Origin of the sequence: Companilactobacillus sp. FL22-1 (assembly GCF_043951805.1) — a bacterium.
GTDB lineage: Bacteria > Bacillota > Bacilli > Lactobacillales > Lactobacillaceae > Companilactobacillus.
Genome location: NZ_JBINJY010000016.1, coordinates 1 through 25,694 on the forward strand (window position 1 = coordinate 1; position 25,694 = coordinate 25,694).

26 protein-coding genes are annotated in these 25,694 nt (G+C 39.8%); 6 read left to right on the top strand and 20 right to left on the bottom strand.

Annotated elements, in window-relative coordinates; translation table 11 throughout:
- Positions 1-179 precede the first annotated feature (179 nt).
- Entirely contained in the window at positions 180-1,526 is a 1,347-nt protein-coding gene (locus tag ACG72T_RS11735; RefSeq protein ID WP_395266338.1) for a primase C-terminal domain-containing protein, read from the bottom strand.
- Positions 1,527-2,303: 777 nt separating this feature from the next.
- Between ACG72T_RS11735 and prgP the strand changes: the two genes are divergently transcribed.
- Positions 2,304-3,203 carry a ParA superfamily DNA segregation protein PrgP gene (gene prgP, locus ACG72T_RS11740; protein WP_042255042.1) on the top strand — a complete coding sequence of 300 codons (900 nt, stop codon included), beginning with the start codon at positions 2,304-2,306 and terminating at the stop codon, positions 3,201-3,203.
- Positions 3,190-3,471, top strand: a complete 282-nt coding sequence (prgO, locus tag ACG72T_RS11745; protein WP_042255044.1) for a DNA segregation protein PrgO — start codon at positions 3,190-3,192, stop codon at positions 3,469-3,471. Before prgP ends, prgO begins: the two co-directional genes overlap by 14 nt.
- Before the next feature lie 148 nt (positions 3,472-3,619).
- Here prgO and ACG72T_RS11750 read toward each other — a convergent pair whose 3' ends face one another.
- The 4 genes from ACG72T_RS11750 to ACG72T_RS11765 all read right to left on the bottom strand — a co-directional run bounded on the left by ACG72T_RS11750 (position 3,620) and on the right by ACG72T_RS11765 (position 7,764).
- On the bottom strand, positions 3,620-4,549 hold the full coding sequence (locus tag ACG72T_RS11750; RefSeq protein WP_395266339.1) for an IS30-like element ISLpl1 family transposase: 930 nt from the start codon (positions 4,547-4,549) through the stop codon (positions 3,620-3,622).
- Positions 4,550-4,956: 407 nt separating this feature from the next.
- Positions 4,957-5,502: a cysteine hydrolase family protein gene (locus ACG72T_RS11755; RefSeq protein WP_395266340.1), complete on the bottom strand. Its 546-nt coding sequence runs from the start codon at positions 5,500-5,502 to the stop codon at positions 4,957-4,959.
- A 10-nt stretch (positions 5,503-5,512) separates the two neighbouring features.
- Positions 5,513-6,943 carry a nicotinate phosphoribosyltransferase gene (locus tag ACG72T_RS11760; RefSeq protein ID WP_395266342.1) on the bottom strand — a complete coding sequence of 477 codons (1,431 nt, stop codon included), beginning with the start codon at positions 6,941-6,943 and terminating at the stop codon, positions 5,513-5,515.
- Positions 6,944-7,047: 104 nt separating this feature from the next.
- Complete coding sequence (locus ACG72T_RS11765; RefSeq protein ID WP_003645598.1) at positions 7,048-7,764, bottom strand: NUDIX domain-containing protein; 717 nt, start codon at positions 7,762-7,764, stop codon at positions 7,048-7,050.
- A 550-nt stretch (positions 7,765-8,314) separates the two neighbouring features.
- Here ACG72T_RS11765 and ACG72T_RS11770 point away from each other — a divergent pair.
- The 3 genes from ACG72T_RS11770 to ACG72T_RS11780 are packed head-to-tail and all read left to right on the top strand — an operon-like array spanning position 8,315 to position 9,393.
- Positions 8,315-8,515, top strand: a complete 201-nt coding sequence (locus ACG72T_RS11770) for a hypothetical protein (RefSeq protein ID WP_395266343.1) — start codon at positions 8,315-8,317, stop codon at positions 8,513-8,515.
- A complete protein-coding gene (locus tag ACG72T_RS11775) occupies positions 8,490-8,912 on the top strand; it encodes a hypothetical protein (RefSeq protein WP_395266344.1) in 423 nt (140 codons plus the stop codon). The genes ACG72T_RS11770 and ACG72T_RS11775 overlap by 26 nt, the downstream gene beginning before the upstream one ends.
- The gene (locus tag ACG72T_RS11780; protein WP_395266346.1) at positions 8,878-9,393 is read left to right on the top strand and encodes a Mu transposase domain-containing protein; all 516 of its coding nucleotides are present in this window, start codon (positions 8,878-8,880) and stop codon (positions 9,391-9,393) included. Before ACG72T_RS11775 ends, ACG72T_RS11780 begins: the two co-directional genes overlap by 35 nt.
- Before the next feature lie 174 nt (positions 9,394-9,567).
- Here ACG72T_RS11780 and ACG72T_RS11785 read toward each other — a convergent pair whose 3' ends face one another.
- Entirely contained in the window at positions 9,568-10,152 is a 585-nt protein-coding gene (locus tag ACG72T_RS11785; protein WP_014940867.1) for a recombinase family protein, read from the bottom strand.
- Between the two features lie 104 nt (positions 10,153-10,256).
- Positions 10,257-11,342, bottom strand: a complete 1,086-nt coding sequence (locus ACG72T_RS11790; protein ID WP_105923079.1) for an FRG domain-containing protein — start codon at positions 11,340-11,342, stop codon at positions 10,257-10,259.
- A 308-nt stretch (positions 11,343-11,650) separates the two neighbouring features.
- Between ACG72T_RS11790 and ACG72T_RS11795 the strand changes: the two genes are divergently transcribed.
- The gene (locus ACG72T_RS11795) at positions 11,651-11,728 is read left to right on the top strand and encodes a putative holin-like toxin (RefSeq protein ID WP_076661461.1); all 78 of its coding nucleotides are present in this window, start codon (positions 11,651-11,653) and stop codon (positions 11,726-11,728) included.
- A gap of 412 nt (positions 11,729-12,140) precedes the next feature.
- On the opposite strand, the gene ACG72T_RS11800 is transcribed toward ACG72T_RS11795, so the two are convergent.
- The 13 genes from ACG72T_RS11800 to ACG72T_RS11860 form a co-directional block, all read right to left on the bottom strand.
- Positions 12,141-12,881, bottom strand: coding sequence for an ABC transporter permease (locus tag ACG72T_RS11800; protein ID WP_181185299.1), 741 nt, complete (start codon positions 12,879-12,881; stop codon positions 12,141-12,143).
- Complete coding sequence (locus ACG72T_RS11805; RefSeq protein ID WP_105923081.1) at positions 12,865-13,809, bottom strand: ABC transporter ATP-binding protein; 945 nt, start codon at positions 13,807-13,809, stop codon at positions 12,865-12,867. The genes ACG72T_RS11800 and ACG72T_RS11805 overlap by 17 nt, the downstream gene beginning before the upstream one ends.
- Positions 13,802-15,052, bottom strand: a complete 1,251-nt coding sequence (locus ACG72T_RS11810; RefSeq protein ID WP_181185300.1) for a pitrilysin family protein — start codon at positions 15,050-15,052, stop codon at positions 13,802-13,804. The genes ACG72T_RS11805 and ACG72T_RS11810 overlap by 8 nt, the downstream gene beginning before the upstream one ends.
- A 29-nt stretch (positions 15,053-15,081) precedes the next feature.
- On the bottom strand, positions 15,082-15,948 hold the full coding sequence (locus tag ACG72T_RS11815; RefSeq protein ID WP_105923083.1) for a SagB/ThcOx family dehydrogenase: 867 nt from the start codon (positions 15,946-15,948) through the stop codon (positions 15,082-15,084).
- A 13-nt stretch (positions 15,949-15,961) separates the two neighbouring features.
- Positions 15,962-17,272 (bottom strand): YcaO-like family protein, encoded by a 1,311-nt coding sequence (locus ACG72T_RS11820; protein ID WP_105923084.1) that lies wholly within the window; start codon positions 17,270-17,272, stop codon positions 15,962-15,964.
- A gap of 1 nt (position 17,273) precedes the next feature.
- Entirely contained in the window at positions 17,274-18,353 is a 1,080-nt protein-coding gene (locus ACG72T_RS11825; protein ID WP_395266347.1) for a hypothetical protein, read from the bottom strand.
- Between the two features lie 469 nt (positions 18,354-18,822).
- Positions 18,823-19,947: an ArdC-like ssDNA-binding domain-containing protein gene (locus tag ACG72T_RS11830; protein WP_105923086.1), complete on the bottom strand. Its 1,125-nt coding sequence runs from the start codon at positions 19,945-19,947 to the stop codon at positions 18,823-18,825.
- Between the two features lie 3 nt (positions 19,948-19,950).
- Positions 19,951-20,166 (bottom strand): hypothetical protein, encoded by a 216-nt coding sequence (locus tag ACG72T_RS11835; RefSeq protein WP_057800964.1) that lies wholly within the window; start codon positions 20,164-20,166, stop codon positions 19,951-19,953.
- Positions 20,167-20,287: 121 nt separating this feature from the next.
- Entirely contained in the window at positions 20,288-22,426 is a 2,139-nt protein-coding gene (topB, locus tag ACG72T_RS11840; RefSeq protein WP_395266348.1) for a DNA topoisomerase III, read from the bottom strand.
- Positions 22,427-22,432: 6 nt separating this feature from the next.
- Positions 22,433-22,843, bottom strand: coding sequence for a hypothetical protein (locus ACG72T_RS11845; RefSeq protein ID WP_216780057.1), 411 nt, complete (start codon positions 22,841-22,843; stop codon positions 22,433-22,435).
- Positions 22,844-22,857: 14 nt separating this feature from the next.
- Positions 22,858-23,697, bottom strand: coding sequence for a conjugal transfer protein TrbL family protein (locus tag ACG72T_RS11850; protein ID WP_265049668.1), 840 nt, complete (start codon positions 23,695-23,697; stop codon positions 22,858-22,860).
- Positions 23,698-23,715: 18 nt separating this feature from the next.
- Entirely contained in the window at positions 23,716-24,105 is a 390-nt protein-coding gene (locus tag ACG72T_RS11855) for a hypothetical protein (RefSeq protein WP_216780059.1), read from the bottom strand.
- Between the two features lie 14 nt (positions 24,106-24,119).
- Positions 24,120-25,670: a VirD4-like conjugal transfer protein, CD1115 family gene (locus tag ACG72T_RS11860; protein ID WP_395266349.1), complete on the bottom strand. Its 1,551-nt coding sequence runs from the start codon at positions 25,668-25,670 to the stop codon at positions 24,120-24,122.
- Positions 25,671-25,694: the final 24 nt, after the last annotated feature.

Here is a 25,694-nt window from a genome sequence, read left to right on the forward strand (position 1 = left end):
ATTAAGTTTGCCACATCAGGAACATATGTTCCCCTTGACTGACTATAGTTTACCGCACTTCCTAAATTTTGCCAAGATATTTTTGTGAGTTCCCCAACAAACCACCAAACTAACAATACCCTCACACAGCAACAAGCCTATTCTAGATATATACCTATGGCAATTGATAGCAGCACTTTTCACCCCGTTCTTCTTCTCGTCTCCATTCCCCACGGTGGCTCTGAATCACCGCTCACCGCTTGTATCTCAGTTAAAGTACCAACTGTTGGCTCATAAACATTTTTGCTTACAGTTGGCATTAGTGTCGTTAAATACCCTGTCCACGCTTGACTTTGAGCCTGACGGCTCACCATAGCCGACTTAAATAACATGGTCACCGTCGTCAATAAAGTTGGCTGGTTACCACGCTGCACCCGCTTCAATTGCGAAGTTGCTTGTAGTTGCTTCATAACCCGATTCAAACTCGCCGGAGAAATCCCTAATTCAGCTTGAATTTGACGCGTTGACATGGCAACCGAAGCGGCAGAACCACCCATTCGATTAATCAATGCAAGCACATCGTTACGCCATTCGTGGGCATGACTGTATTGTCGTTCGGCACGCGGCTTAGCAAATTTATGCCAGCCAATCCCAGCAACAACTTTACCTGAAAAATTAGGCACCCATTGATCCAATAGTCCTTGAACATAACTCAGTGCTGCCCCCCGATAGTTACCTGAATAGGCGTCTCTCACGCACTGTACAACTTCGCGATCGGCCAACGGATCATGTAGATTTGAATTGAAGACGTCAAGCACGTCTCTCGCACGTTGTTGCGAGATTTTTGACTGATACATCGCTAAAGCTAACGTCAAAACCGTGTTGTGACGGGCTAAACCTTGACCTGATTTGACTGTTGTCACTTTCAATAAGGCTTTAAACCAAGCTTGGTCAACCTGCCGACCTTCATCTGGGGCTAGAGAAATCACCTGTCGTTTATCCGGCTTCGTAACCGGAACTTGGGCAGCATAATATTGTGACCACTTCATCAGAGCGCTCACCTGGACCAACATATGTGCATCAAAAAAGACTAGATTGTCTTGCCGGGGAATTCGAAAAATTCCAAAGTTATTGCAGCCGACATCGACCCCCGCCACTCGTTTTTGAATCCACTGCCGCACAAAACTCGACATTTTTTGGGCTGCTTTTAAGACTGGAAACTGACCGCGTGTTTTCCGCAAAAACATAGGCTGATCAAAAACGTAGTAGATATGGAATCCCTTCGTAGTCCGCAAAATCATCGTGGGAATGAATAAGTCAGCAACGGTTACGGCCCCCAAGACCTCTTGCTCACGCGCGTCTCGTTCTTGTGCGTCGGCAAAATCAATATCAACGACCAAGGTATTAATCTGAGCTAAGTTAGCTTCCCGGTGTCCCCGAACACTCGACCGATTTTGCGTATAGCCAAGCCAGCTGAATGTATTGGGCGTCCAGTGAGTCATACGATCGGCGATGGCGTCAAGTGCTTCAAAAGAGGTGATAACCACACCATGTGCTTTTTGCATTGAATCTTTACTGCTGAAGAGCGCAATGGCCCCTTTTTTTGTAGGAGTTTCCATCACTTGTACGGCAATATTAGAACGACTATTTTTAACTTTATAGGTATGTAATGAATCGTGTAATACCAGCTTTTGTGCAGTCTGAACCGTCTTTAAATCGTACATGGTGAGCTCACCTCCTTTCAAAATAAACACCTAAGTTAGCTTAATAGAAATGACATAGAAACCGAAAAAGCGCAGACAAAAAAGCAACTTAGCGTTATGCCAAGTTGCTTAAGGTGGACGTAGTCCGACTACCCCCGAATAAACTTTTAAATTTTTAAATTACCGCCTACGGATCTAATTAACTAGATCCAGTGAATTTGCACAGAAGTCGCTCACCACACGTGTCCCCTTTGTTTTTACCCGGCAGCTTGTCCCCTACCGTTTTGAAATCACACCATTCTCGACATCTTACCATTTTGCTGGTATAATCTCTTTAGTTGAATGAAAAAGATTTTTTTGTCGAGTGCTTCCCAATTGCCGTTGGGTGGCGCTTTTCTTTTATTTAAGGTAACCATACACCATAACAAAGAAAATGTAAACAAAAACATCAAAAGTATACTTTTGATGTTTTTTAGTATATTAATCCACAAATCCACGAGTATACTAATGTAAAAGTATAAGAGTATATTAGTATACTTTTGATAAAAAAGCTTGATTTCAGGTTTCAATATGGTATACTATATTTGTAGCAGAAGTATACTTATGAGAGGAGTGTTATCAATGACGTACGTAATCGCTTTAAGCAACCAAAAAGGGGGCGTTGGCAAGACGACCAATAATGTGATGTTCGCAATCACTCTTGCCACCGTTTTCCATAAAAAGGTTTTACATATTGATATGGATCTCCAAGCAAACAGTACATTCATGCTCGGTATGACCTTTAATAAATCAAATTGGCCCGCTTCTATAACAAGATGCTTAAATGATAAGGATCTAAGTAAGGGAATCACGCATCTAACAGAAAATCTAGATGCCATTGCAGGAGATTCTGATTTTCGAAACTGGGGCACATGGGTAGCCGACCATATAAAGGGTGTCCACGAACGAACCTTTTACTTCAAAAAATTACTAGATAAAATCAAAGACGACTATGACTTTATTTTTATAGACACTCCACCAGCAACAGATATAAAAGTCGACAACATAATGGTTGCAACTGACTATGTAATTGTTGTGCAAGAAACCAAGAGATTCGCATTTGAGGGTTCAAAGGAACTAACCAACACTTATCTTCAAACTCTATACGATGACTTCAGCGACGAGATTAATGTTCAGGTCGCGGGAATACTGTTAGTCATGCTTGACAAAACTCACACGGTTGAACAGCTCATTGTTGATAAGACCGTTAAATATTTTGGTAAACAGAATATATTCAATGCCATTATCAAAAGTCACTTACGCCTTGAAAATTATGGTGAATACGGAGTTCAGTTTGAAGACTACCACGATCGTGCTATGTTCGCACTCTTTTCCGATCTTTACGCGGAATTAATGGAAAGAATAGACCAATTCGAAAGTAAAGGAGATATTGCTGACGATTATGTCTACACGCCAAAATATCTCAATGGCAAAAAACTAACACCACTTGGAAAGGAGATAAGTGCTGATGGCCTTGATTAAAAAAGATGCTGATCACTTCGAAGTGAACATAAAAAAAACAGTCGATGATTCCAGAGATGAACAAAAAACTACTAAATACTCCGCAGCGGACAGAAAAAGCCTAAGGGTCGATCCACCTGTTTTTGACACGATAAAGAGTCTAGCTTACATTAAAGACGTGAAAATGTATGAACTTGTAGAAAGCGCTGTTGAGGCATATAAGCAAAACACGCTTTCAGATAGAGAGAGAGAAATCTTCGACAGCATTTATCAGAGAAAACAGTCATAAGTATACTAGTATAAAAGTATACTTATGATAATTGGCCTATAATCACTGATAAACAAGCATTTTAAAAAGTATACTAGTCGCTAAATATACTTTTCCACTAGTATACTTTTTCTGATTCCATAGATTAAACTATAGGTAGATTGCAAATTTAATCCGAATTTTTGGACAAATTTGTCAGCATAACCTGATACGGTGTTTGCCAGTCGAGTATTTTAAGCGGTCGCTGGTTAATTTGGAGTAACGTCGTCGTTAAATCTTGAGCACTAATGTGCTCAAAACGAGTCCCTTTAGGATAAAAATAACGTAAATTCCGATTAAAGCGTTCATTACTACCACGTTCAGCTGGCGTATAAGCATGACAGTAATAGGTCTTAATACCATATTGTGATTCAAGTGATACTAGCCCACTAAACTCAGTGCCACGGTCCACAGTAAAGCTGTGCACCGGACCATTAAAAGTGGTTAGGAACTTAGTTAGTGCTTCATTAACAGTCGCTGTCGTCCGATCTTTTAACCGGTATGCCCAAAGGAACCGTGATTTTCGATCGATTAAAGTTAATAAAACTGCCTTACTATGCCCACGAGGACCAACGACTGTATCTAGTTCAAAATCGCCGATGCGATTACGTTGATTAATCATCATGGGACGCTGTTCAATTGATCGCCCCAAAGATTGATTATATTTGGATCGTTGGTCAACGTTACGCCATTGGTGTACGCCATGTTCAGGTAGATCATTCAAGGAGAATCCAATTCTCCCCTGATTTAGCCAATTATAAATAGATTTAGTAGCTAGTTTAAATTCTTGAGCAATCATTCCTGATGACCAGCTTAGACGTAAATGGTTGAGAATTTTTTGCTTTAACTCATCGCTCAGCTTAGTTTTCCGACCACATCGTGATCGCTTGTATTCGGCATCTGTTTGTGCTAATTCAGCCTGATAAGGTTGACATCGAGATAATTCATAAGAAATTGTTGACGGTGATCGGTTCAGCCGAACGACCATTTGGATATTGGACAGCCCTAGTTCACAAAAGGTTTCGATTTTAATTCGTTCGGAATAGGTTATACTAGACAAAAGATCAGCTCCTAAAAGATGGGTTTGTGGTAAACACCATTTTAAAGGAAGCTGATCTTTTTTGTCCGAACAGCGTTCGGATTAATTTTACAATCTACTTGTTTGCTAACAATTATGAAGAACTTCATTCCTAATACCATATTGAAATCGGCTTGTTTGCTGTAAATGATTTTAACTTTTTCAACAACTGTATTCTCGTCATCGAGAACAACCCCTTCTGCCTGAAGTAACGCGTCACCAGGTAAACAGTTTAATAAATTAGCCTGTTCTTTGGTTACGCTTTAACTCCGATAACCAGTTGCCATACACCCGCTTAGGATAGTCGGCAATCGCTAACACCCGAATAAAATTCTCACCCGACTGGACGTAGGTGGGGTTCTTACTTCATAGAAGGCAGTCAAAATTCATTAAACCAGCGTCGCACCCAGTGAATTCTTAAAATGGTCAAGCGCCCACTCCTGACCATGCTTGGTAAAGGTGGCGACCCCCTTAACCGGAATCGTAATCTGGTAGTTCAAATTATAGGCGGCAATTGCGGTGTGCAGGACACAGATATCGGTGCAAACACCTGCAATCCACAAGTTATCAATTTTTCGTTCCCGCAGGTAGTTATCAAGATTAGTATTTTGAAATGATGAATAGCGGTTCTTATTAAACTGGTAAACCCGGTCACTGGCCTGATGTTGTTCAAACCAGTCATTAACCTTGCCGTATAGCTGTTGACCAGGCGTACCGACCACGTTATGTGGCGGGAAGAGTTTAGCTTCTGGACTAAACCGGTCCTCACAATGGGCATCAGTCGGGAAAATTACGTAGTCGCCATTTTGGTAAAAACGGTTGGCCAGCTGAACCAAATAATCTTCTAATTCCTGCGCTGGCTTGCCACAAGTAAGCGCACCATTGTCAGCGAGAAAATCGTTTGTATAATCAATAATTAATAAAGCTTTAGTCATTGCTAACTCCTTATTTTTGTGCCTCATCAACCAGCTTTTGTTGCAAGTCAGCTAACCGCTTGGTTAAATAAACCGGGAAGCGGTCCGGATTAAGCAACCGCTTAGTAGTCGCCGGCAGCTGTGCTAATTCGGTCTGCGCAAAATGCTGGATGGCAAAAGTGTCGGTTTCAATTGGCGCCGCTTTTTCCAGTGTCAAAACTTGCTTAAGCAGTGGCTTAGCAATGAAGTCGGTTAGAATCACTTTATTCCGGGTGACGTGAACGTCAGCATTGATTGCCGCAATTTCGGTTCCAATCTGCTCGTCAGCCAGGGCAATTACATCGGCAACAGCGTGTTGGGGATCATGCTTATCGTAGAGCCGGTAAACCTGCTTATTCCCAGGGAGCGTAATCTTTTCGCGACTATTACTAATCTTGATCTTTGGCACCCATTTGCCATCATTTTCTAGTGCCGACATTTTATAAACACCGCTTAATACTGGACTGGATGAACTGGTAATTAGTCGCTCACCGATCCCAAAGTTATCCAGTGGTGCCCCTTCATCAAGCAATGACTTAATAATGTGGGCATCAAGGGCGTTTGAAGCAGTAATCTTAGCGTTGGTAAAACCAGCCTCGTCCATCATCTTCCGGGCCTTGGTTGCCAACTGGGCAATATCACCAGAATCGATGCGGATACCAACCGGTTCGTGGCCAGCTGCCCGCAATTCCTTAAAGACTTTAATTGCGTTCGGTACCCCAGAGTTAACCACATCGTAGGTATCAACTAACAGGGCAGCATTGTCAGGGTAAATTTTGGCCCAGGCACGAAAGGCCGTTAATTCATCAGGAAAGCTTTCAATCCAGGCGTGGGCCATCGTCCCCGCCGCCGGAAGGTTAAACAGCTTGGCAGCTAGCACATTGGAGGTACTACTGCACCCACCAATAATGGCAGCCCGCGCACCATATATTGCGGCATCAGGCCCCTGCGCCCGTCGTGCACCAAATTCCATTACTGGGCGTCCGCCAGTAACGCTGGTGATCTGCCATGCCTTCGTTGCAATCAATGATTGGTGGTTAATAATGTTTAAGATCAGGGTTTCGAGAAGTTGGACATCAATTAGTGGGCCACTAATACTAAGGATTGGTTCCCGTGGGAAGACTGGCGTGCCTTCTGGGATTGCCTTAATTAAGCAGCGGTTGTGAGCTGCCGTCAGGTAAAAGAGAAAGTCGTCACTAAAGTGGTTAAGGGACCGCAGATAAGCAATGTCATCAGTTGAAAAGTGCCAGTTCTTAACTTCATCAATTACTTGCATCAATCCAGCACTAATCACAAAACTGCCATCATCGGGCGCCTTACGGTAAAAGACGTCGAAGCGCGCCTGCTTATCGTGGGGAAGCGTTTGATAATAACCGTTGGCCATTGAAAACTCATACATGTCGGTTAATAATTCATGCTTCATTATTAAATAACTCCTAACAAATTTAGGTAAAAAACACTTTAACTACTGCAAAATAATAAAAATATATTGAACTTTTATTATCACTAATTGTAGCACTTTTATTTTTAGACGCAAGGTAGTACCAGTTTAAATAACTTTGGTGGCCGGCCTGACCGCTTTGTTGCGGCGGTACCAACTTCCTTAAACAGTTTTTGGTGGGCCTTTTTAAAATTAGAATTATCAATTTGATCGACCGTTGTTTGGCGGAAAGTAGCATAAACTTCGCGGGCTTGCCGAAGGGTAAAAGTCGGTCCTAAGATCTGTAAAATGGTTGGCTGGTAGTCCAGTTTATTTTTAATTCGTACAATGGCCGTATTAATAATTTGGTGGTGGTCAAATGCTAGCGCCGACCCTGCAGCCAAACTCAAAACTAAGTCACCATTTTGCAAGATAAACTTCCCGTGGTCAAAGTTAAGACTAAACCACCCGACTTCGGTTGCTCCGTACCCGGCCCTCAGTTGCGGCATTGTCGGTAAGAAAGTCATGTAGGCAATCGCCAAGGCCCGCTCACCGCTTACCCGGTCGGGATCGGTGAAGGTTGCCAACTGTTCGGTAGCACTGTTTGATAGACGAACACCAATTTTATCCTTAATCAGGCGGATACAGGCAGCGTCAGCACTTTCATCCCGCCGCAATAGGGTTTCTGGTAAAGCCCAGTGGCCCTCAAATGGCGGATAAGCCCGTTTGACCAGCAGGACTTGTGGTAAATGGGTCAGGGGATTAAAACTCCAAATAATATTTGCAATCGTAATTAGTGGACGCGCAACAACTTTGTCAGCCATCTCTTTCACCTCACAAAATATTATAGCGCAATCAAGAATCACAATAATAAAAAAATCGACAACTAAGGACGGCCTTAGTTCGTACAATACCCCTTAGGGTTGACACTTTAACTGAAACTTGAAAGCACGAAAATAGACCGGAGCACTGATGAGCTCTGGGTTTTTCGTACCTAAATTAGTTTTACAACACTCTTGAAATGATATTTTGTACGTTTGATAGGATGGTGTGCATGAATTGGTCAATTTTATCTTCGATAAACTCATTACCAGAGCATTTAAGAACGGAAATTAGGTATACCAATGCGCAAATGAACGTAATATCAGGTAATGAATTCGTGAAGGAATAGAACAAATCGCCTAATGTTCTATCGTCGGTATTCAATCTTTCTTGCCATGCCAACAAGATATATGCTAGCTCTGTTATTGCAATGTAACTTACTTGGCTGTCAGCAACGGTTGTAAAATGTTGGAAAATACCGATTAGAAAATGTCGGTTTTTCAACATTTTTTTACGGTAAACTAAACGCATCTCAAATTTGGAGGAACTGAAATGCGTTTAGATGTTGAACAGTGTGTCCAGCAATATATTATGAACAAAATAAAGCCCAACTTCGCTGAAATTGGTCGACGATATGGTGTTGATCCGCGAACGGTTAAAAGATACTACAATTTAGGGCTCACGCCCCAAGATGAGCAGCCACAACCCTTACGGCGGCTGAGTAAACTTGACGATTATCGAAAAAACGATTGAAGAAAAGGTTCTAGAAGGCTGTTCGGCAACGGCAATTTATTACTTTATCAAAGAACGTGGCTATCAAGGAAAGCAAAGTATTCTCAGAGACTATTGTCGAACCATCAGAAAAGCCGCAACGAAAAAAGCCACTATCCGGATTGAAACCTCGCCAGGACTTTCAGCCCATGTTGATTGGAAAGAAGACTTAACATTGGTTTCTCGGCATGGAGAGATTGTCAAAGGCAACATCTTCTTATATGTTTTAGGGTACTCGCGAATGAAATACATGCAATTTACCTTCAGTCGCAGCCAAACTACCTTTTTTGATTGCTTAACGAATGCCTTTTGGGCAACCGGGGGTGTGCCGAAAGAAATCTGGTTTGACAACCAAAAAGGTTGTCATCGATCATCATAAAAGTAATTTTGGTAAGCCGGTATTTAATGAAACCTTCGTTGAATACGCTAAGGACGCTTGTTTCAAGCCAATTGCTTGTCGACCGTTTCGGCCACAAACCAAAGGAAAGGTCGAGGCGTTGGCCAGAACTACTCAGCGAATTAAAGTTTACAACCATGAGTTTGAAGAGCCGCTAGACTTAGCCGAGATCGTTCATTTGACGTGTGATCAGCTGAATCATGAGAAGTCTCAGGCAACTCAAATTCCGCCTTATTTATTGCTTGATAAAGAAAAAGAGTATCTCCATGATTTTGATCATGACTTACTCGATGCCTATGCCAGCCAAACCATCGCAAGGAAAGTTAGTAAGAAATCAATGATTGTCTTTCAAAATCGGAAATACTCCGTCCCCATCAGATATATTGACGAAATCGTACAAATTAAACACGATGACAATACTCTATACGTTTATTATAACGGAGAATTAATTCGTTCGGAATAGGTTATACTAGACAAAAGATCAGCTCCTAAAAGATGGGTTTGTGGTAAACACCTTTTTAAAGGAAGCTGATCTTTTTTGTCCGAACAGCGTTCGGATTAATTTTACAATCTACTATCTGTTATTTCACTCCTATTTAAATTTTTTCTTCACTGCCCTGCTTATTTAATGAGAAATTTATCTATACACACTGAATTTCTTTCGATACCGAATAAAGGTTGTCCGCTTAATCCCAGTATTTCGAGCCACATCCACATCGCTCATACCATTTTGATAAAGTTTAAAGGCATGTAACAAACGGGGATCATCTTCAGCGTATTGAGGTTTGCGACCATGATATTTGCCCTGCTGTTTGGCTAGGGAAATCCCTTGTTGCTGACGCTCAATGATCCGCTTACGTTCACTTTCAGCTTGGTATTTATAAAGTTCAATAATGAGGTTGGTCATGAGTTGACGTAAATTTGGGTCAGCAATCCCTGTCATGGACGGCAAATTTAACACATCTAGGGTGGCACCCTTATTTTGAATGGAGTTCATGATCTTAGTCAAATCATGGTTGTTTCTGCCTAAGCGATCTAATTCAGTGACCATTACAATATCACCCTCACGAATATAGGCCAGCATTTTTTGCAGTTCTGGCCGATTAGTGTTAGCCCCACTTAATTTATCCGTAAATAATTTATCAACGTCTTTTAAAGCCGCTAACTGTCGATCTAAATGTTGCTCCTTGGAACTCACACGCGCATAACCGATTTTAGCCATTTCCAATTCTCCTTTTGGACAGTTCTAATGAACACTTGTAATTCCTAGTATAGCAGAGAAATAAAAAAGACCACTAGGGTATACCCTATTGGCCTTAGGATAAATTATCCTAAAAATTGGTTTTTGATATAGTGAGCCACGCTTTCTTTGTCTGGAAATAAAGCAGCTTGGTTTATTTCAAACGATTGATCCAATTCTTTTAAAATTTGTTGCTTTTTTTCACTGGGAATTACTAATCTAATTGGTTCATTGTTTTTATTGTACAGAGACACTTTACTATCAATATCATCATGAATACTTTGCAAGCTACATGATACACCATCGTAAGGTTCAAAAAGGAAAAAGCCACTTTGAGCACGCAACCTTTTATTGTTAAGTGATGGTTCTACAAAGAATGGATGAATCAAAGTTCTGAAGTTAATCAAATCAGCGAAATAACCAGTATCTCTTTTAATTTCATGATACAAGCACTGCACTACATAAGACCTATTTATATCATTATAAATATCATTCAGTGAATCATATATTTTTTTACTTTCCGGAGATAGTTGCTCATAATAGCCCTCTGGGAACTTCCTGACCAGATCCATGTACCAATCATCGTATAAATGATTTAGATCTTCCTTTAACAAACCATCAACTTTTTTATTGTAACAAGATATACTGTCATAAATTTCTTTCTTTTTAGCTTCGTCCATTAAAGCTAGTGTTGACAAAATTTCTACAGTATCACTATGACTACTGTAATACGTGTAGTCATTAATATTTTGCGTCTTATTAGACACAAACATGGTAACTATCCCGTCTGTTTCATGTCCTTCAGAATCAATATGAGATTGACAGGCAAAATAAAGAGCCACAAGAGCATTAGTCGTTACATCTAATAACCTAGTTGGCAAGCCAAAATGTTGCATATAAGAAAGCCGAGAAAAATTATTTTCTAAATTATTAAAATCATTTGCGTACCTACGCATGTACTCATTAGTAAATGAATATTCAGGGGTATATCCGGGGAGCTTTCCCTGCCTAAAGATGCTAGCAACGTTATTACTACTTTTGAAATCATTTGCTTGTCCTCTATAGAAAAAGCGTTGCAACAACCCCCGTCCATCAATTGTTATATCAGTATTTATAGACTGTTGTGATTTTCTTGTTTCGTTTAAAAAACTATTTACAGAATCAATATCCAAAAATAAAACCTCCTATAGATATAAACAAACACACTGATAAAGGGCATAATTGCCATATCTTTTGTGCTCGATTTTTTTACAAAATAACTTACATTAACACTGTATTCTCATTTAACATAAAATACACTACTGAATTTAAAAAATATGTTTTTAAAGGAATTATATTCCCTGTATAATGGATCAAGTAGAGAAGTTAAGGCGGTGGCTATTTCCGATCGGAGGTGGTGCTTATGGTGTTAAACCGTTAAAGCCCATAAATCCTAACGAAAGGAGTAGCTTAAGTGTCCGTTGCGGACGCTTTACAATTAATGTTGGCTTTCGGTACCTTTATCGTGGCCTTAATCGCATTAATTGTTGAGCTGATCAAAAGTCAGCAAAAAAAATAACCGCCTTAGCTCTGGTCAGCTAGCGGTTATTAAATATCGTTAAAATCTGCCACCGTCTTTAACGGCTCTACATGGGAAGTCCTGTTCTAGCGGGACTTCCTTTTTCTGTCTACATTATAGCATGACTATGACTGACTTTCGACTATTTTAAATCAGATTTCTAGCACTTTAAGGGAACATGCGGGTACCTTTGTGCGACAATTAAACTGTAAAATTGTCCTTGAAAAAGTTTGTATTTCAAATCTAGTAAATTACAATATGGAATAACAAAGATGAGTGTTCATTTTATGAGACTATCCAATCGTACAAACTTATTATTTGACATGAACCAGGTTTAATTGCTGGGCACAAGTGGCCTAAATACCTGACAAATAGACGAAATATATGAAGACATGTTTTCATACTCTAATTTCTAATGATTAATCACCGATTTATTTAGTAAATACAGACCGGCCACAGAGAAAATCAGAACGCATGCAGCTAGACTAAATGTTTGAAACATGAAGTGGTTCATGGTTTGTGAGTTATTGATGAGGGTTCTCCGAATGCCATCACCTAACGTATTCATTGGGAAAAACTTGACAACGTTTTTAACAGCCTTTGGCCAACCAGTTGATGGAAACAGTGTATTTCCAACAAAAAGCATAGTTACAATCACAGTATTGCCAATGGTCGAAGCAGCTCTGGTATTTTTGGATAACGCAGCAATAACTACTCCTATGGACAGGAGAGCCAACATTCCCAATATAATTTGCAACCCCATACCTAGGAGAAAATCGTGAGTAAAATCAAACTTTAAATTGTAGACTATTTTTGCCACTATTGTAATTATAACTGCTTGAATAATCATAAAGACCACCTGTGCAGTATAGACACAGCCAAGAAAATCACCTAATGATAACTCTGTTAACTTTACCCGTTTAAGTATACCGTTTTCTCGATAGTTAGTAAGTTGGGAAGGAACACCAACCAGTGCCATTGAGCCAAAAGCAATGCAGATAATGCCAGCGTAAACATAATTCACTTGAGTTTTATCCGACTCACCAATTAAAATTAGTATTGCAAGCGGCAATAGTAGGGAGAATATCATTGCTTCACGATTCCGAATTTCATTTAATAACAAAAGCCGGATAATATTAATGTATCGTTTCATTACTATCATCCTCCATAACTTCGCCAGTGATTTTATAATAAGCATCGTTTAATGTCGGTTTCTTTACATCAATGTCGGTTATCAAGTGTGAGTGCTCCTCTAATTTGTAAAGGGTAGGTAAAAATTCACTTGGATTGGTTGTCATGATGAAATATCTATTTTCCCCCATACGATGTGCATTTGAAGCAAGTGACGCCCCTTGACCAGTTATTAATTGAGATAAATTCTCACAAGCAAACTCAATTCGGGTTGTTGCCTGACTACGTTGAATCAGTCCCGAGGGGGTGTCCGTGGCGTAAACTTGGCCCTCGTTGATAAAACAGACACGATCACACAGATAAGCCACTTCTTCCATATAGTGTGAACAAATAATCGTGGTAGTTTGGCCGCGTAGTTGCTTAATAACTTTCCACAAATGTAATCGTGCATCGGGATCAAGACCGGTGGTCGGTTCATCCAAAAATAGTAATTTAGGCTGATTAATCAAGCTTAATGCTATACCAAACTGTTGTTTTTGACCGCCAGATAAATTTTTGACTTTTTTAGGAAGCAGTTCCTCAGCGTGCATGTGTGCTAATGCTTGTTTTGGTGTAACTGAAGTTGAATACATTTGAGCAAATAATGTTAATGATTCCTGAACACTCAAATTATCTAAATAGCCGCTGGATTGAAAAAGAGCTCCCATTTGTATTTGTGCTTGTCGTGGTGCATGTTTTATTTCATTAGTTTCCAAAACCTGTACATGTCCCGTATATGCGGTTAAAAGGCCTTCCATAATGCTGATAAGAGTCGATTTCCCTGCGCCATTTGGACCTACAAGACCTATGATCTCGTTTTGCTTTACGTTCAAGTCGATATCATGTAAAGCGGGGATTTTGCTCCTTTTGTACTGGAAACTTAGATGTTTAATTTGGATTATATCACTCATAACTCATTTCCTCCCCACCCGCAATAAAATACATAGGCTGGTCAGTTGAAAAAACTGTTTTTGAAAAATTCTCTATCATTTCAATATCAATGCTATTGATTTCTTTTGTCGTTTCACTAAGACGATTTACCCTGTGATTGTATATAAGCGCTTGTCCAATATAATTCATGGCATCAAAATCCGATCGCTGTGCTTTACTAATGTCATTGACAAATCCCTTTTTAACAATGTCGAAGTACTGTGACACTTTTTCTAAATTGGAATTAAGATTGTGAATTGCGGTCTGAGTAGAATCGATGATCTGACTGACCTGTTCATGTTTTGCAATGAAGTTGACAATCAAAACATTTTCAAATTGAAAAGAAAACGGGAAGGCCATCACATAGTATAAAGGTGATTCTCCGGTTCGTAGTGCCTTCGACAAAAAGCCCATATCTCCAAACGCAATTAACCTACTCAAAAGGGTCATCAACAACGCATTCTTTTCCATAACCTTGTTTTCTAGCGGGTAAATGAGAGATACATTGAGCGTTGTATATTCAGGAATATTAAGCTCCATACTACTTTTTCTTATGGTTGCCTTTTTGGCTGGCACTAGTGGAAAGTCTGTTAAATGATTTGATCCAACAGAACTAACACTAGGATTAAATGTAATTTGGAATTGTTGAAGAGACAAGTCACCAGTGTAAAGCACAAAGAACTTCTTCTTGTTCCACAACCATTGGATAGTATCTGTGATTTCTCTTACGTTTATAGACTGAATATCTAATGAATTTCCCAAAATAGGATGTCCCAAATTAGATGACCAGATGTTCTCACGTAGAGTATCAAAGTATTGTTTACTTTGCGTGCCCATTTTGATTGCTATTTCATTTTCAACTAATGCCTTTTCTTGATTAAATACGTCGGGTTTTATTTTTACTTCATCAAAGGCTTTTTTTATGTCATGTAGGATAGTCAATGATTTAGTTTTAGTACAGATAAAACGAAGCAAGATAAAATCGATACTCGTTAGGATCTTGTATTCTAGGGCATTCTTAAGTAAATACTCCTTTAGATCAATATTTTTATTTATTAATATTCTTAACATAGAGTGTTCAATCAAGTGAGCAGCTCCAAACTTTCCCTCCTTATCATTCCGTGAACCCACCCGAAACCAGACTGTGATATTTACCTGTTCTCCTAGATTAGAAGACTTTAGGTGGAAAATAGGAAGATTGTTATTCAATGTTATCTGTTCCAAAAGTATCACGACCTTTTTATTATTTCAGCTTATTCATGATATATGCCGGGCATCGTATTGTCGCCAAAGGGACTGGGAATACCAACCGCTATTTCGCCCACTACTGCTTCATTAACTCCGTCAACTTGTAGAAGTGTATTAAGTTCGTCATCCTCATACCCACCTATGTCACACGTACCAAGATTCAGTGCTTCCGCCACCAATGCAATGTTTTGAAAAAGGTGCCCCACTTCCATTAATACAAAACGATAGCCACGGTTTCCATATTTATAAGTGGTTCTTTTAAAAGTTGCGGTTACTAATATGGTTATGCCTGATTCTTCAATTAATTGATCTCTAATATGCAACTTATCTATTTGTTCCTGTAAGTTTCCTGTTGATATAATCTCTAGGTAATTTGATCTAACATTGTAATGATAGATTCCTGTAGACAGATTAGAAACTCTATTTATGACCAGATAAATTTCCAACGGATATAGTGCACCCCCGGAAGGATAGGTCCGAAATCCTGTTACACTGTCATTTTCTTTTTTTAATATGTGACTGATTCCCGAGGAGTATTGGAGGAGATCTGACATCGTTTCAAAACTGATGTTTTTCGGTGAAAATTTCCGGATACTTCTCCTTTTCCAAATAGCATCACCAATGTTTCCGTTTAAGGATCTCCGAGGTGTTAACTTCTTTCGTTCCAGTGTGGGATAACTCTTCCCATCATTAAGTGATGCTTGTTTAAAATCAGGATTTGATACGGCTTTCGCCAACGAATACTGTAATTGCTTTAATGTATACGTATTTAATTTTGTGTTTTCATGAAATAATTCAGCTATCGAAGGATTGTTATGTTCATAAATTGCCTGATTAGCTAGTCTCTCATTTTCTTTAACTATACTCATCATTCGACTTCCTTTACTATGGAAATGGGTGTGGAATCCTATAAAAATTGTCGTATGCTGTTGGCTTTTGTTTGTATCCTAAATCGACTGGTAATGTTCTAAGCCGTTCCCCTCCCAATCTTGGATATACGGAATCATTAGTAATTTCAGTCATTCCAGGAATTATTACCCGTACTGTGCAGTAACCGGCACTTCTGATGTCCGGGGGGGTTAGATCTGTAACATAGACATGTAACCCTATGGATTCAATATGTTTAACAATGGTTGATAATAAGCTACTTGAATCCTGCTTTGTTAATGTTTTTTTGAGAATACTACTATTTTTTTTAGAACCGTAGACAAATTTTATATGTTTCTTCATATCTGGAATTGTATACAACTCTACCCGTGAATTGAAATCCCTAATATCCGAAAAATCATCATTAAATTTTCTGTCTACCCCTTTAACAAAATCAGTTTTCCATGAGATCCTTCCTTGACTCAATTCAATCAGGGTCTTTAGAACTGCTTTTCGGGGATCGTAGTTTGATGCAGCGGCCACCAAGCTCCCCCTGCCATGTTCATCTAAGACGCCGAAGACACTTGGTATTCCTGTATCAGTTGTCATATCTATTAGATGATATTCACAATTTGGAATTTTCATATGTTTTTCGTAGATGTTAGTTAAGTAAGTATCATCAGCTAAATGAATCTGTGGCATAGATAAATGGTTAAACCACATATTTGAAATAGCATCTCTTTCAACGACCTCGTAAATTCCACGCAGTATTGCATCCACCATGGATTTAGACGATGCCAATCCGGTTGAAACACAGATCCATGTATGCGCTTCATTTGGTTTGAAAAAGTATGGTAGATACACCGACGATGCCGGAACATAAGATCTTTCTCCTGTAGCAAGATTTGTTGCTTTGGTCCAGGCAACTACAGTATCACGTGTAAATTCCGCAAATGGGAATCCTTTTTCCTTGTACTGTTCTTTTGCATAAAAAGCAAAGTCCTTGGGATCTGCACCACGATCTGGCAATTCATTGAATGACTTTAACAAAAGGTCATCGTGTATAAAAGAGGAACAATACCGTTCAATTGTTTCTCCAACTGCTGAGCGATAAGCACTTTCCAGGCTCAACCCTGCGCCACTGTTTATCTCCGATGGCATAACATGTTCATTGACGTCTTTTTGTGCTGTCTTAGCTGCTACCATAAACACACGTGGGTCATCTGGTTCCGGGGTCCATTGAAAGATGTCAGAAACTAATCCAGTAGTTTTATTACATATATTTGCATCCAGAAATGGGTAGTTTCGAATCATCAGGTCTTGAATCATTTTATCTACGCTCCCCTTTTACAGGATAGGTGTAATCTTCCATCCATGGCTTAATTTCAGGATTTAAGTATAGGTCTTCTCCACACGCAACACATCTCGGGTTTTTCAAAAATGAGTTAGTGCTTAGGGTATTGGTAAAAGAATTAAATTCTACAATGGCATTCAATGTTTCTGGCATTTCTAAAGTGATTTTCGACTTGTAAAGATTCTTATCAAGCATAAAGAGGCGTATTGCCTCAAGTGTAATCATATTTGACATCATATCTTTGGTATTGACGTCCACACTAGCACCATCATAGGGAGCTGTGCCATAGCTAGTTCCCTTATTGAATGCCATAAACTCTTTAGAAAAAGAATTGTTATTCAGTTTTCTAAATTGAAGACACTCTAAACAGCCTGTTTTATGTGGAATTACAGTAGGCCCAATAGTAATGTTAAACCCATTGGTGCTCGAATACATAACCCTGACACCATGTGATATAGCAATGCGATTTATTTGTTTCTCAAAATGCGAGTTTTCTTTTGATTCGGTAAGTATAACAAGATCATATTTTACCAAGCTTTCGAACAACTCATCTAAATTTTCTAAATTGTATTCATAATAGTTCGACGCTTGCCCTAATTGTCTATTTGAAGGTAAAAATAAACAAACATTAGAAATATAGCGGTGCAAGTTTTTGACCAAGTCATTCGCAAATTTGGACAGTCCAATCACGGCAACCTTTTTTGTTTGCAGATAGTGTTGCAGTTGCTCTCCATCAGAACCAAGACTGATGAATGCATTCTTATTGAGTAATTTAGGATCTGTACTACTTCGTTCTTCGAAAGAGAGCCACTTTCTATTTACCATAGGAGTGATTACGGCGTTGAGAAAACTTTCTATATCATTAATGGGTAGGTGCTTAATTAATTTTTGTAAACTGATGCCCTTATCTAAGTATGGAAGAGCTGGTATTAATTCTGATTTAACGTTTTCTCCACTTAATTTGTAGATTTTAAATGGAGTTTTGACTAAAACATCATCATTCATGGTAGCAAGTTCAACTTGTGAATTTATAAATAGTTTCTTACTTAAATCCATTGTTTTCACGACCTTATTATGCATTGGTTATATCTGATTTTAATTTAAAAAAATACAGGTGGCACCCATTTACACGGACGCCACCTGCTAGAAATTAACAGCAGCAACAAAACAGGCAACACCAAACTGTTACGCCACTTTCAAAAGGAGTTTCAAATCCCTTTTGAGTGTCTACAACTTCTTGAACTCTCACGTTAGTCATCTCTTTTCATTCAAGCGACAAAGTAAAGCGAAACAAATCACAAAAAGTCTGAGAGAGTAACCAATATCTCCCGCCCACATATTAACGCCTTTTAACCTATAAGTAAATGAAAACTTTAAAGTTTACGTAACGATCTTGTGAAATCATACACCACGATTGAACAGAATTTTATCTATAGCAAATAATAACGGTTGACCAAAACAAGAAACTTTCAATTTGGCATACAAAAAGACGGAGAAACTATAAAAATTAGCTCTCCGTCTTTTATTAACGCTTTATTTGCTGTTGTTCATTTTGTCTTGGCTGTGTGATCTTTGGATTTTGTCTCACAAAATCTTGCAACTGTTTTTGCGTTCGATTACTTATTTCTTGGTGAACATCATTTAACTGGTTTTTTAGTTCTGATTTTTGTTGGGGATCAGTCGCTTGCTTAATTTGTTGTTGCAAGCCTTGATACGACTTGTTAAGTTCCTGGTCTGATCGCTTTTTTAGATCATGTTCAGGATCTTTTTGCGCTTCCTGTAGGCCTAATTGTTTGGTTAATCCGTCACTAAGCGCAATCACTTTGTTGCTCACTTGCTGGATCTCGCTCAAAGCATTATGGATCACAGCTTTATCCTTAGCCCAGGTGTCCACATAACCAAGTGAGTAGTTACTGGTATCAACGCCAATATTTTGCATGGCAACATATGCGACTGCTTCGGCTTGGGTTTCCTGATAGGCTCGTGGGCGATCTTTAAAGGCTGATTTTAATCCGTGAAGCTGACTATGCGCATATTCGTGATACAACGTCTTTAATTTTAGGGCATTGTCAGGTTCATCACCACCAATGACGATTTTATTAGTGCTAGGTTGAAAGTACCCTTTAGCTCCATTTAGTTTCGCTAAGGGTGCCTCACTGACTTGCAGATCGGTTTGTTGGTTTAAATAATCTTTGAACGCGTTATACAAGCTCGTCACATTCTGATGATCGGCCAAGTTTCCTTTGACAAAATCTTTAGCACTTAGGACTGGAGCACCGCTAGTTTGTGCTACGTCGAAGATGGGCAGATAACGATAACCAACAATGGCGCGTTCGTCGGTGGTATCAAGTCGCTTTTGATCAGCGGGGGTTATTTTCTTAATAATCGGGGCAGCGATTCGAATGGCCTTAGCACCCTTATTAACGGTGCGGTTAAAATCAGTCTGCCATTGTTTAAAGCCTGCGACTTGGGTCGCTTGCGGATTTTGAGCATAGATTAAGTCAATGTTTCTAGCACTGTACTGGTGGAATTTAGCCAAGGTATTAAGATACTGTTTAAATTGATCACTATCGGTTAATTTTAGAATTTGCTGTTCGGCTTGGGCAACTAATTGCGCCTTCCAGGCTTTAACGTCTGCTTTACTTGGCATTGTCTACCCCTCCTCATCTTCAAAAATATCGTTCAGGGTTGGTACCGATCTTATTTGAATCGGGGCTGTGCCATAAAGAGCAACGTAGCCGTCGGCTAATTTTTGCCAGGCGACTTGATAATAAGCACCATTACCAGTGATTTCTTTTAAATACTTGTAGGTTTCTTTAGTCTGCAAAACGGGTAATTCGCTACCAGTGACTGCTAATTCATTGTTCATTTGATAATCTCCTTTGCTTTGCTAATCTCACCCGTTGTTTAGGTTTACTTTTGGCTTTGTAAAAGTGAATCTAAATGACGGGTTCACCAACTGGAACATCGTTTAAGGCGGTAGGTAAGGTCTAATCAAAGTCAAAACTTAATTTATGGCCACCGTCAAGCTTTAACTTAGCGTCAAACGACTTCCCCTTTTTGCTTTTGAATCCCTTTAATTTGCTGGTTTCTCCTTTAGTGACCAACGCTTTAATCGCGGTCTTACCGAGGGTCTTACTGCTCCATTTCTTGGGTAAGGTAAAGTCTTCCCCTTGCTTGGGCTTTACAATGTAAAACTTTGGCTTATTTAACACGGTGGCTTGTGGGGTTTCTAAGAAGACCTCGGCGGATTTTTGTGCCTGATTCTGATGGTTAATTTGTTGTTTGATCGTTGCATTTCCTGCTAATTGGATCGGTACATCAGCAATTAATTTAGCCACAAACTTCCTAATTTGACTTAAAAAGTTAGCTGGGGTGCGTTCTTCGGTGCTGATTTGTTGTAACGCTTTTTCCCATTTAGCCGTCATTTCCGGACTAGTCAGCAAGGGTTCGAGTTCAACCGCTTTACATAAAGTAATCCCCGCTTCACTGACGTGGAGCTTGTTCTTTTCAGTAACTAAATAGCCGCGCTTCTTTAACACTTCCAGCACATTGGCCCGGGTTGCACTCGTTCCAATGCCTTGCACGTCTTTGAGAATCGCCTGGGCTGCTTCATCATCAAGCGTTTTACCGGCCGTCTTCATGGCCGTAATCAGGGTACCTTCGGTAAATGGTACCGGCGGGGTCGTTTCTTTTTGCGGCGTTTGCAGATTTGCTTGGACTTGATCGCCTTGGTGAACGAGCGGTAAGGTTGCTGCTTCTTGCTGTTCGGCTTTGTGATCATCAAATAAAGCTTGCCAACCTTGCTTAGTTGGGACCTTACCGGTTGCTTTAAAATTGGTGTCGCCAACCTGAGTGATAATGGTGGTTTCTTCGTACTCGTACGGGTCAGCAAACATTGCTAACGTCGTCCTTAAAACCAGGTCATAGACTTGTTGCTGTAATTTAGGCAAGCTGGCTAGTTTCTCTTTCGTCGGCACGACTTTAGTCATAATAATGGCATAGTGTTCTTCAACTTTTTTCCCATCAACATAGCGTTTGTTCGGAGTGGTATTGGTTAAAGCGACTGGCTTAGAGACCAAACCCAGATACTTCGTCAGATTAGCCACTAAATAATCAAATTCTTCATCAGTGATATAAGCACAATCCGTTCGGGGATAACTCAGCAACTTGGCTTCATATAAACTTTGAATGGCCGCTAAGGTTTGGCTGGCACTGGCGTGATAACGTTTATTCATGGCACTTTGCAGACTGGATAGTGAGAATAGTTGGGGACTAGCACGCTTTTTGTCTTGTTTTTGGACGTCCTTGATTAAACCGGCCTGTGAGCCTTTCTGAACGTGCTTAGCTTGCATGAATGTTATTAGTCCTGTTTCATCTTTAAACCGCTGATAGGGGTCTAATTTTGCGACGAATTTTTGCTGATTAGCTAAAATTTCCGCATTTAGTTCAAAATAGGGTTCCGGCTTAAAGTTTTTGATTGCCTGGTCTCTTTGATAGACCATATACAAGGTTGGCGTCTGCACGCGACCAATTGAGTACACCCCACGCACCCCATTTTTCCTCAACAATAAAGTATATAAGGGACTACCATTCATACCGATCAACCAATCACTAATTTGCCGGGTTTGAGCTTCTTTATAAGCCAAATAGTCTTTGTGCCAATCACCAAGATTTTTGAACCCAGTAATAATGGCGTCTTTTTCCAAGCTATTCAACCATAGCCGTTTAATGGTCTTCTTTTTAACATCAATCTGGGCTTGGCTCATGATTGACCAGGCAATATTGGAGCCTTCCCGACCACTATCGGTGGCAACAATAATGGTATCGGCCTTCGTTAACAGGTCTTTGACGACCTTGAATTGATCTTTTTTACTAGCTGACACCACAAACTTGTATTTATCGGGAAAAATCGGTAAATTAGATAAGGCCCATTGCTGATATTTCTGATCATATTTATCCGGTGTGGCTAGTTCAACTAAATGTCCGAGACCATACGTGACAAGCGTATTCTCGGGCAAAACAGGGTCACTAACCATATAGTAACCCTGTTTTTTTGTGCTCTTTTGAAAGGCTTGGACGTATGAACGGGCTTGACTGGGTTTTTCAGCTAAGATAACAGTGGTCATGTTCATTCACTCCTTATGATTAAGCTTCTGTTCTAATTCTGTTTTACCTTGTTCAGCTGCTTTCAACCAAGTTTCACGTCGCAATTCTTGTTGTTGCTCTATCGATTGTTGCTTTAAATATTGTTGATACCGGTTGATGGCTTTGAAATCTGCATAGGCTGACCAACGGAATAATAAGCCACCCAGCAGTAAAACTAAGGCCATTAGCGCAGTTCCTAAAAAATCGGTATGGTTCGCCGTGAAAAGCTCTTGGTATAAATCCATTAACATGAGGTAAATTCCCATTATATAGAAGACCATGCTAACTAAGTTATCAAAATAGTAAGACAACTTAGTCCGCCGTGAAGGTGTTGTAAAAGGATCGGTTCGCATATCTTTTTTGGCTTTTTCCAATAACCAGTGTGCGATTTTCTTCATAACTATTTTTCCTCCTAGTAGTTACGGAAATAATTTTGAAACATTCTCATGGCACCCATACCAGCACTTTTAGTCACACCGGTTGAAGCCCAAAAGTCTTTAACGGCGTCAGGTGTTTTGACCACCAGAAAACCGAATCCGATTGAAGCAATAAAAGCAATAAACCCGTATTTAGCCATATTAGTGAAACACCATACTGATAGTGACATACAAAGCACCTGGCTAATAATAGAAGCATTGTAATAAATGTACTTCTTCCACCACGTGCCACTGTAATCAAAGCTTTCGGTCGCCATGCTCATTGCAGCTAAAGGAATTGTCAGGTTATACCAAGCCATATCAGCCACAAACACACACATCTTGATAAAGAACACGACGGTTACGACAGTGAAGATTAGCAGAAACAAAATCTGTAAGGGTAGCGAAATGCCAACATCTTTTAGCCCAGGAACTTTATTCATGCCGGTAATTGATTTAGCAGTGAATTTCTGATCAGAACTAAACATATACTTTAGCAGGGGCAAGGTAATTGAACCTTGAATAAAGCCCTGTAAAAACACGAGAACCGGAATCACGGCCGCTGATTTAATCCCGTCCATGATGATATTAGCCCAAGTAACATCGGTACTTTCATCTGCCTCTTTTAGAATTGTCATCACAATGCGGCCAAGGACGACCACAACGACTAACGATGTCGCAAAGGACAGGAAGATGGCATACCACGTTTTAACAACTGGCAAGCTTTGATTGGCTTGGTCAATAATGGCCTTGCAGATGTTGAATAAACCGTCCAACAAACCAGATAATGCCCATTCAAAAAAGTGTGTAATAGCTGATTGAATGATATTTGTCATTTTAAATCCCTCCTTTGTCTATTTGGGAATAAGTGAGACTGTACCAGTATCACTTTTAGCTAGTGTGTTAATTGGTGTTAGTTTATATTTGTTTGATTGCTTCTTAATCTTAAACAGTCGTGTTTCTGTGCTACCTGAGACACTATTTTTACCAATGAACTTAATTTGTTCATTGCCCTTGCTTTCAAGCAACTTGTACTCATACACTTCACTAAATCCCGCTTGGGTAAGTGTTAGATTGCTTTTTGAAAACTTTGCAGTAGCGGCCATACCATTATCTTTGCTAGAAGCAAACGTCCACTGGTGACTTTGCAAATCTTGTGCTGTAGACTTCCCACAAGCGGTTAGACCAACAGCAATCAGTAACACTGTCATCACGGCGATTATATATTTGCGATATTTTTTCATTAATATGCCCTCCATTATCCAAATAAGTTGTTGTCGTCTTCTTCTGGCGCCTCTGTTTGACTATCTTTATTTGAAACTCTCTCTAAATCGCTGTCTAGGTTGTCCTGTTGTTGCTCCTCCTCTTTCTGAGACATCTTGTTTGCGACTTCTTTTTGAGCAGTCTCCTTTAATTTTGCTTTCCATTTTTCTACTTTATTCTTAAAGTTGGTTTCTTGACTGGCTTCTGGTTGGCCTTGATAATCATTCTGTGACAAGTTAACCAAATGATCGGCTCCTGGAAATAGTTTAAATTGGAACGCTTTTGTCGCTTTGACTGGTCGCGCATTACTAAAGATTAATAAGCTCTGTTCTTCGGGCATACGCATAATTTCATCGGGTGTCATGAGCGAACGGCTCGTATAGCTGTAACTATCGCTCTTGCTGTGGCTTTCTTCCTTGCTATGACTGGTACTCTCACTACCGGTTTCCACTTTTACGGTTGATTTTCCTAACAGATCACTAAAGTATTTAGCGGTCACGTCATTAGCGGCATTTAAGCAAATTTTAACGGCATGGTTACCTAAGATACTCTCGGCCTTATCCTTGCCATACAAGGCTTGTAGTTGGGTTAAGGTCTGACAAATGGTCGTCACACCAATGCCATATCCCCGACACGTCGCTAAGAACTCCTCATACTTGGGAAACTTCCCTAAATTGACAAATTCATCAAGGATAAAATCGACTTGGTGGGGCAATTTAGCGTGATGATCGGCCGCTAATTTATATAATTCATCAAATAATTGTGAGAAAAACAGATTGATGAAGCTTTCATAAGTGTTATCCATGACGGGGATAATCACGTACAGCACAACTTTGTCGTTGCCAATCTCTTTTAAATCAAAATCCGAAAAGCTGGTAAAATCAGCCACTTCTTTGTCAACGAACTTCGAGATGGTCGCCAACAAGCTTTCAATAATACTGGCCTTCATTTCGCCTTTGGCCTTTTTGAACCCTAACTCATAAGCGCGTCTCGCTGGATCAGTCATGGTTAAATCAAGAAACAAGGTATCTAACGGACTATCTGCGCCCTTTCCCTCGGCCTCCACATCGTTTTCTTGTAAGACTTGCGTTACACCGGCCAAGTTCCTTTGGTCGGGCGCACGGTGGTTCATCACAAATAGGATCAATGCTTTCAAAAGTTGCCGCTGGGTACTGAACCATACGTCTTTTTTGCCTTCGGCATTTTCACTTTGCACGATCTTTGTTGCCACGGTTTCAGCTTGAATATCCCGTTTAATATAATCAAAAGGATTGTAGCGATCACTGTGAGCCATATTGGCAAAGTTGACGACATGTACTTGATAACCCTGGGCCAGTTTGATTCCGGCCGTCTTTTCGTATAATTCCCCCTTGGGATCGGTCACAACAATGCTATTCTCTGTCTCGTTAAACAGGTTGGTAATCACGACTGATTGGGTCTTATACGATCCTGGGCCCCCAACCACAAAGATATTCCGATTGGGTTTGGTACTGTTATTTTGGTAAACAATCTGTTTATCTACGATTCCTAAAATTGTCCCATTCATGCGTTTACCTCCAATGTGGTTAGC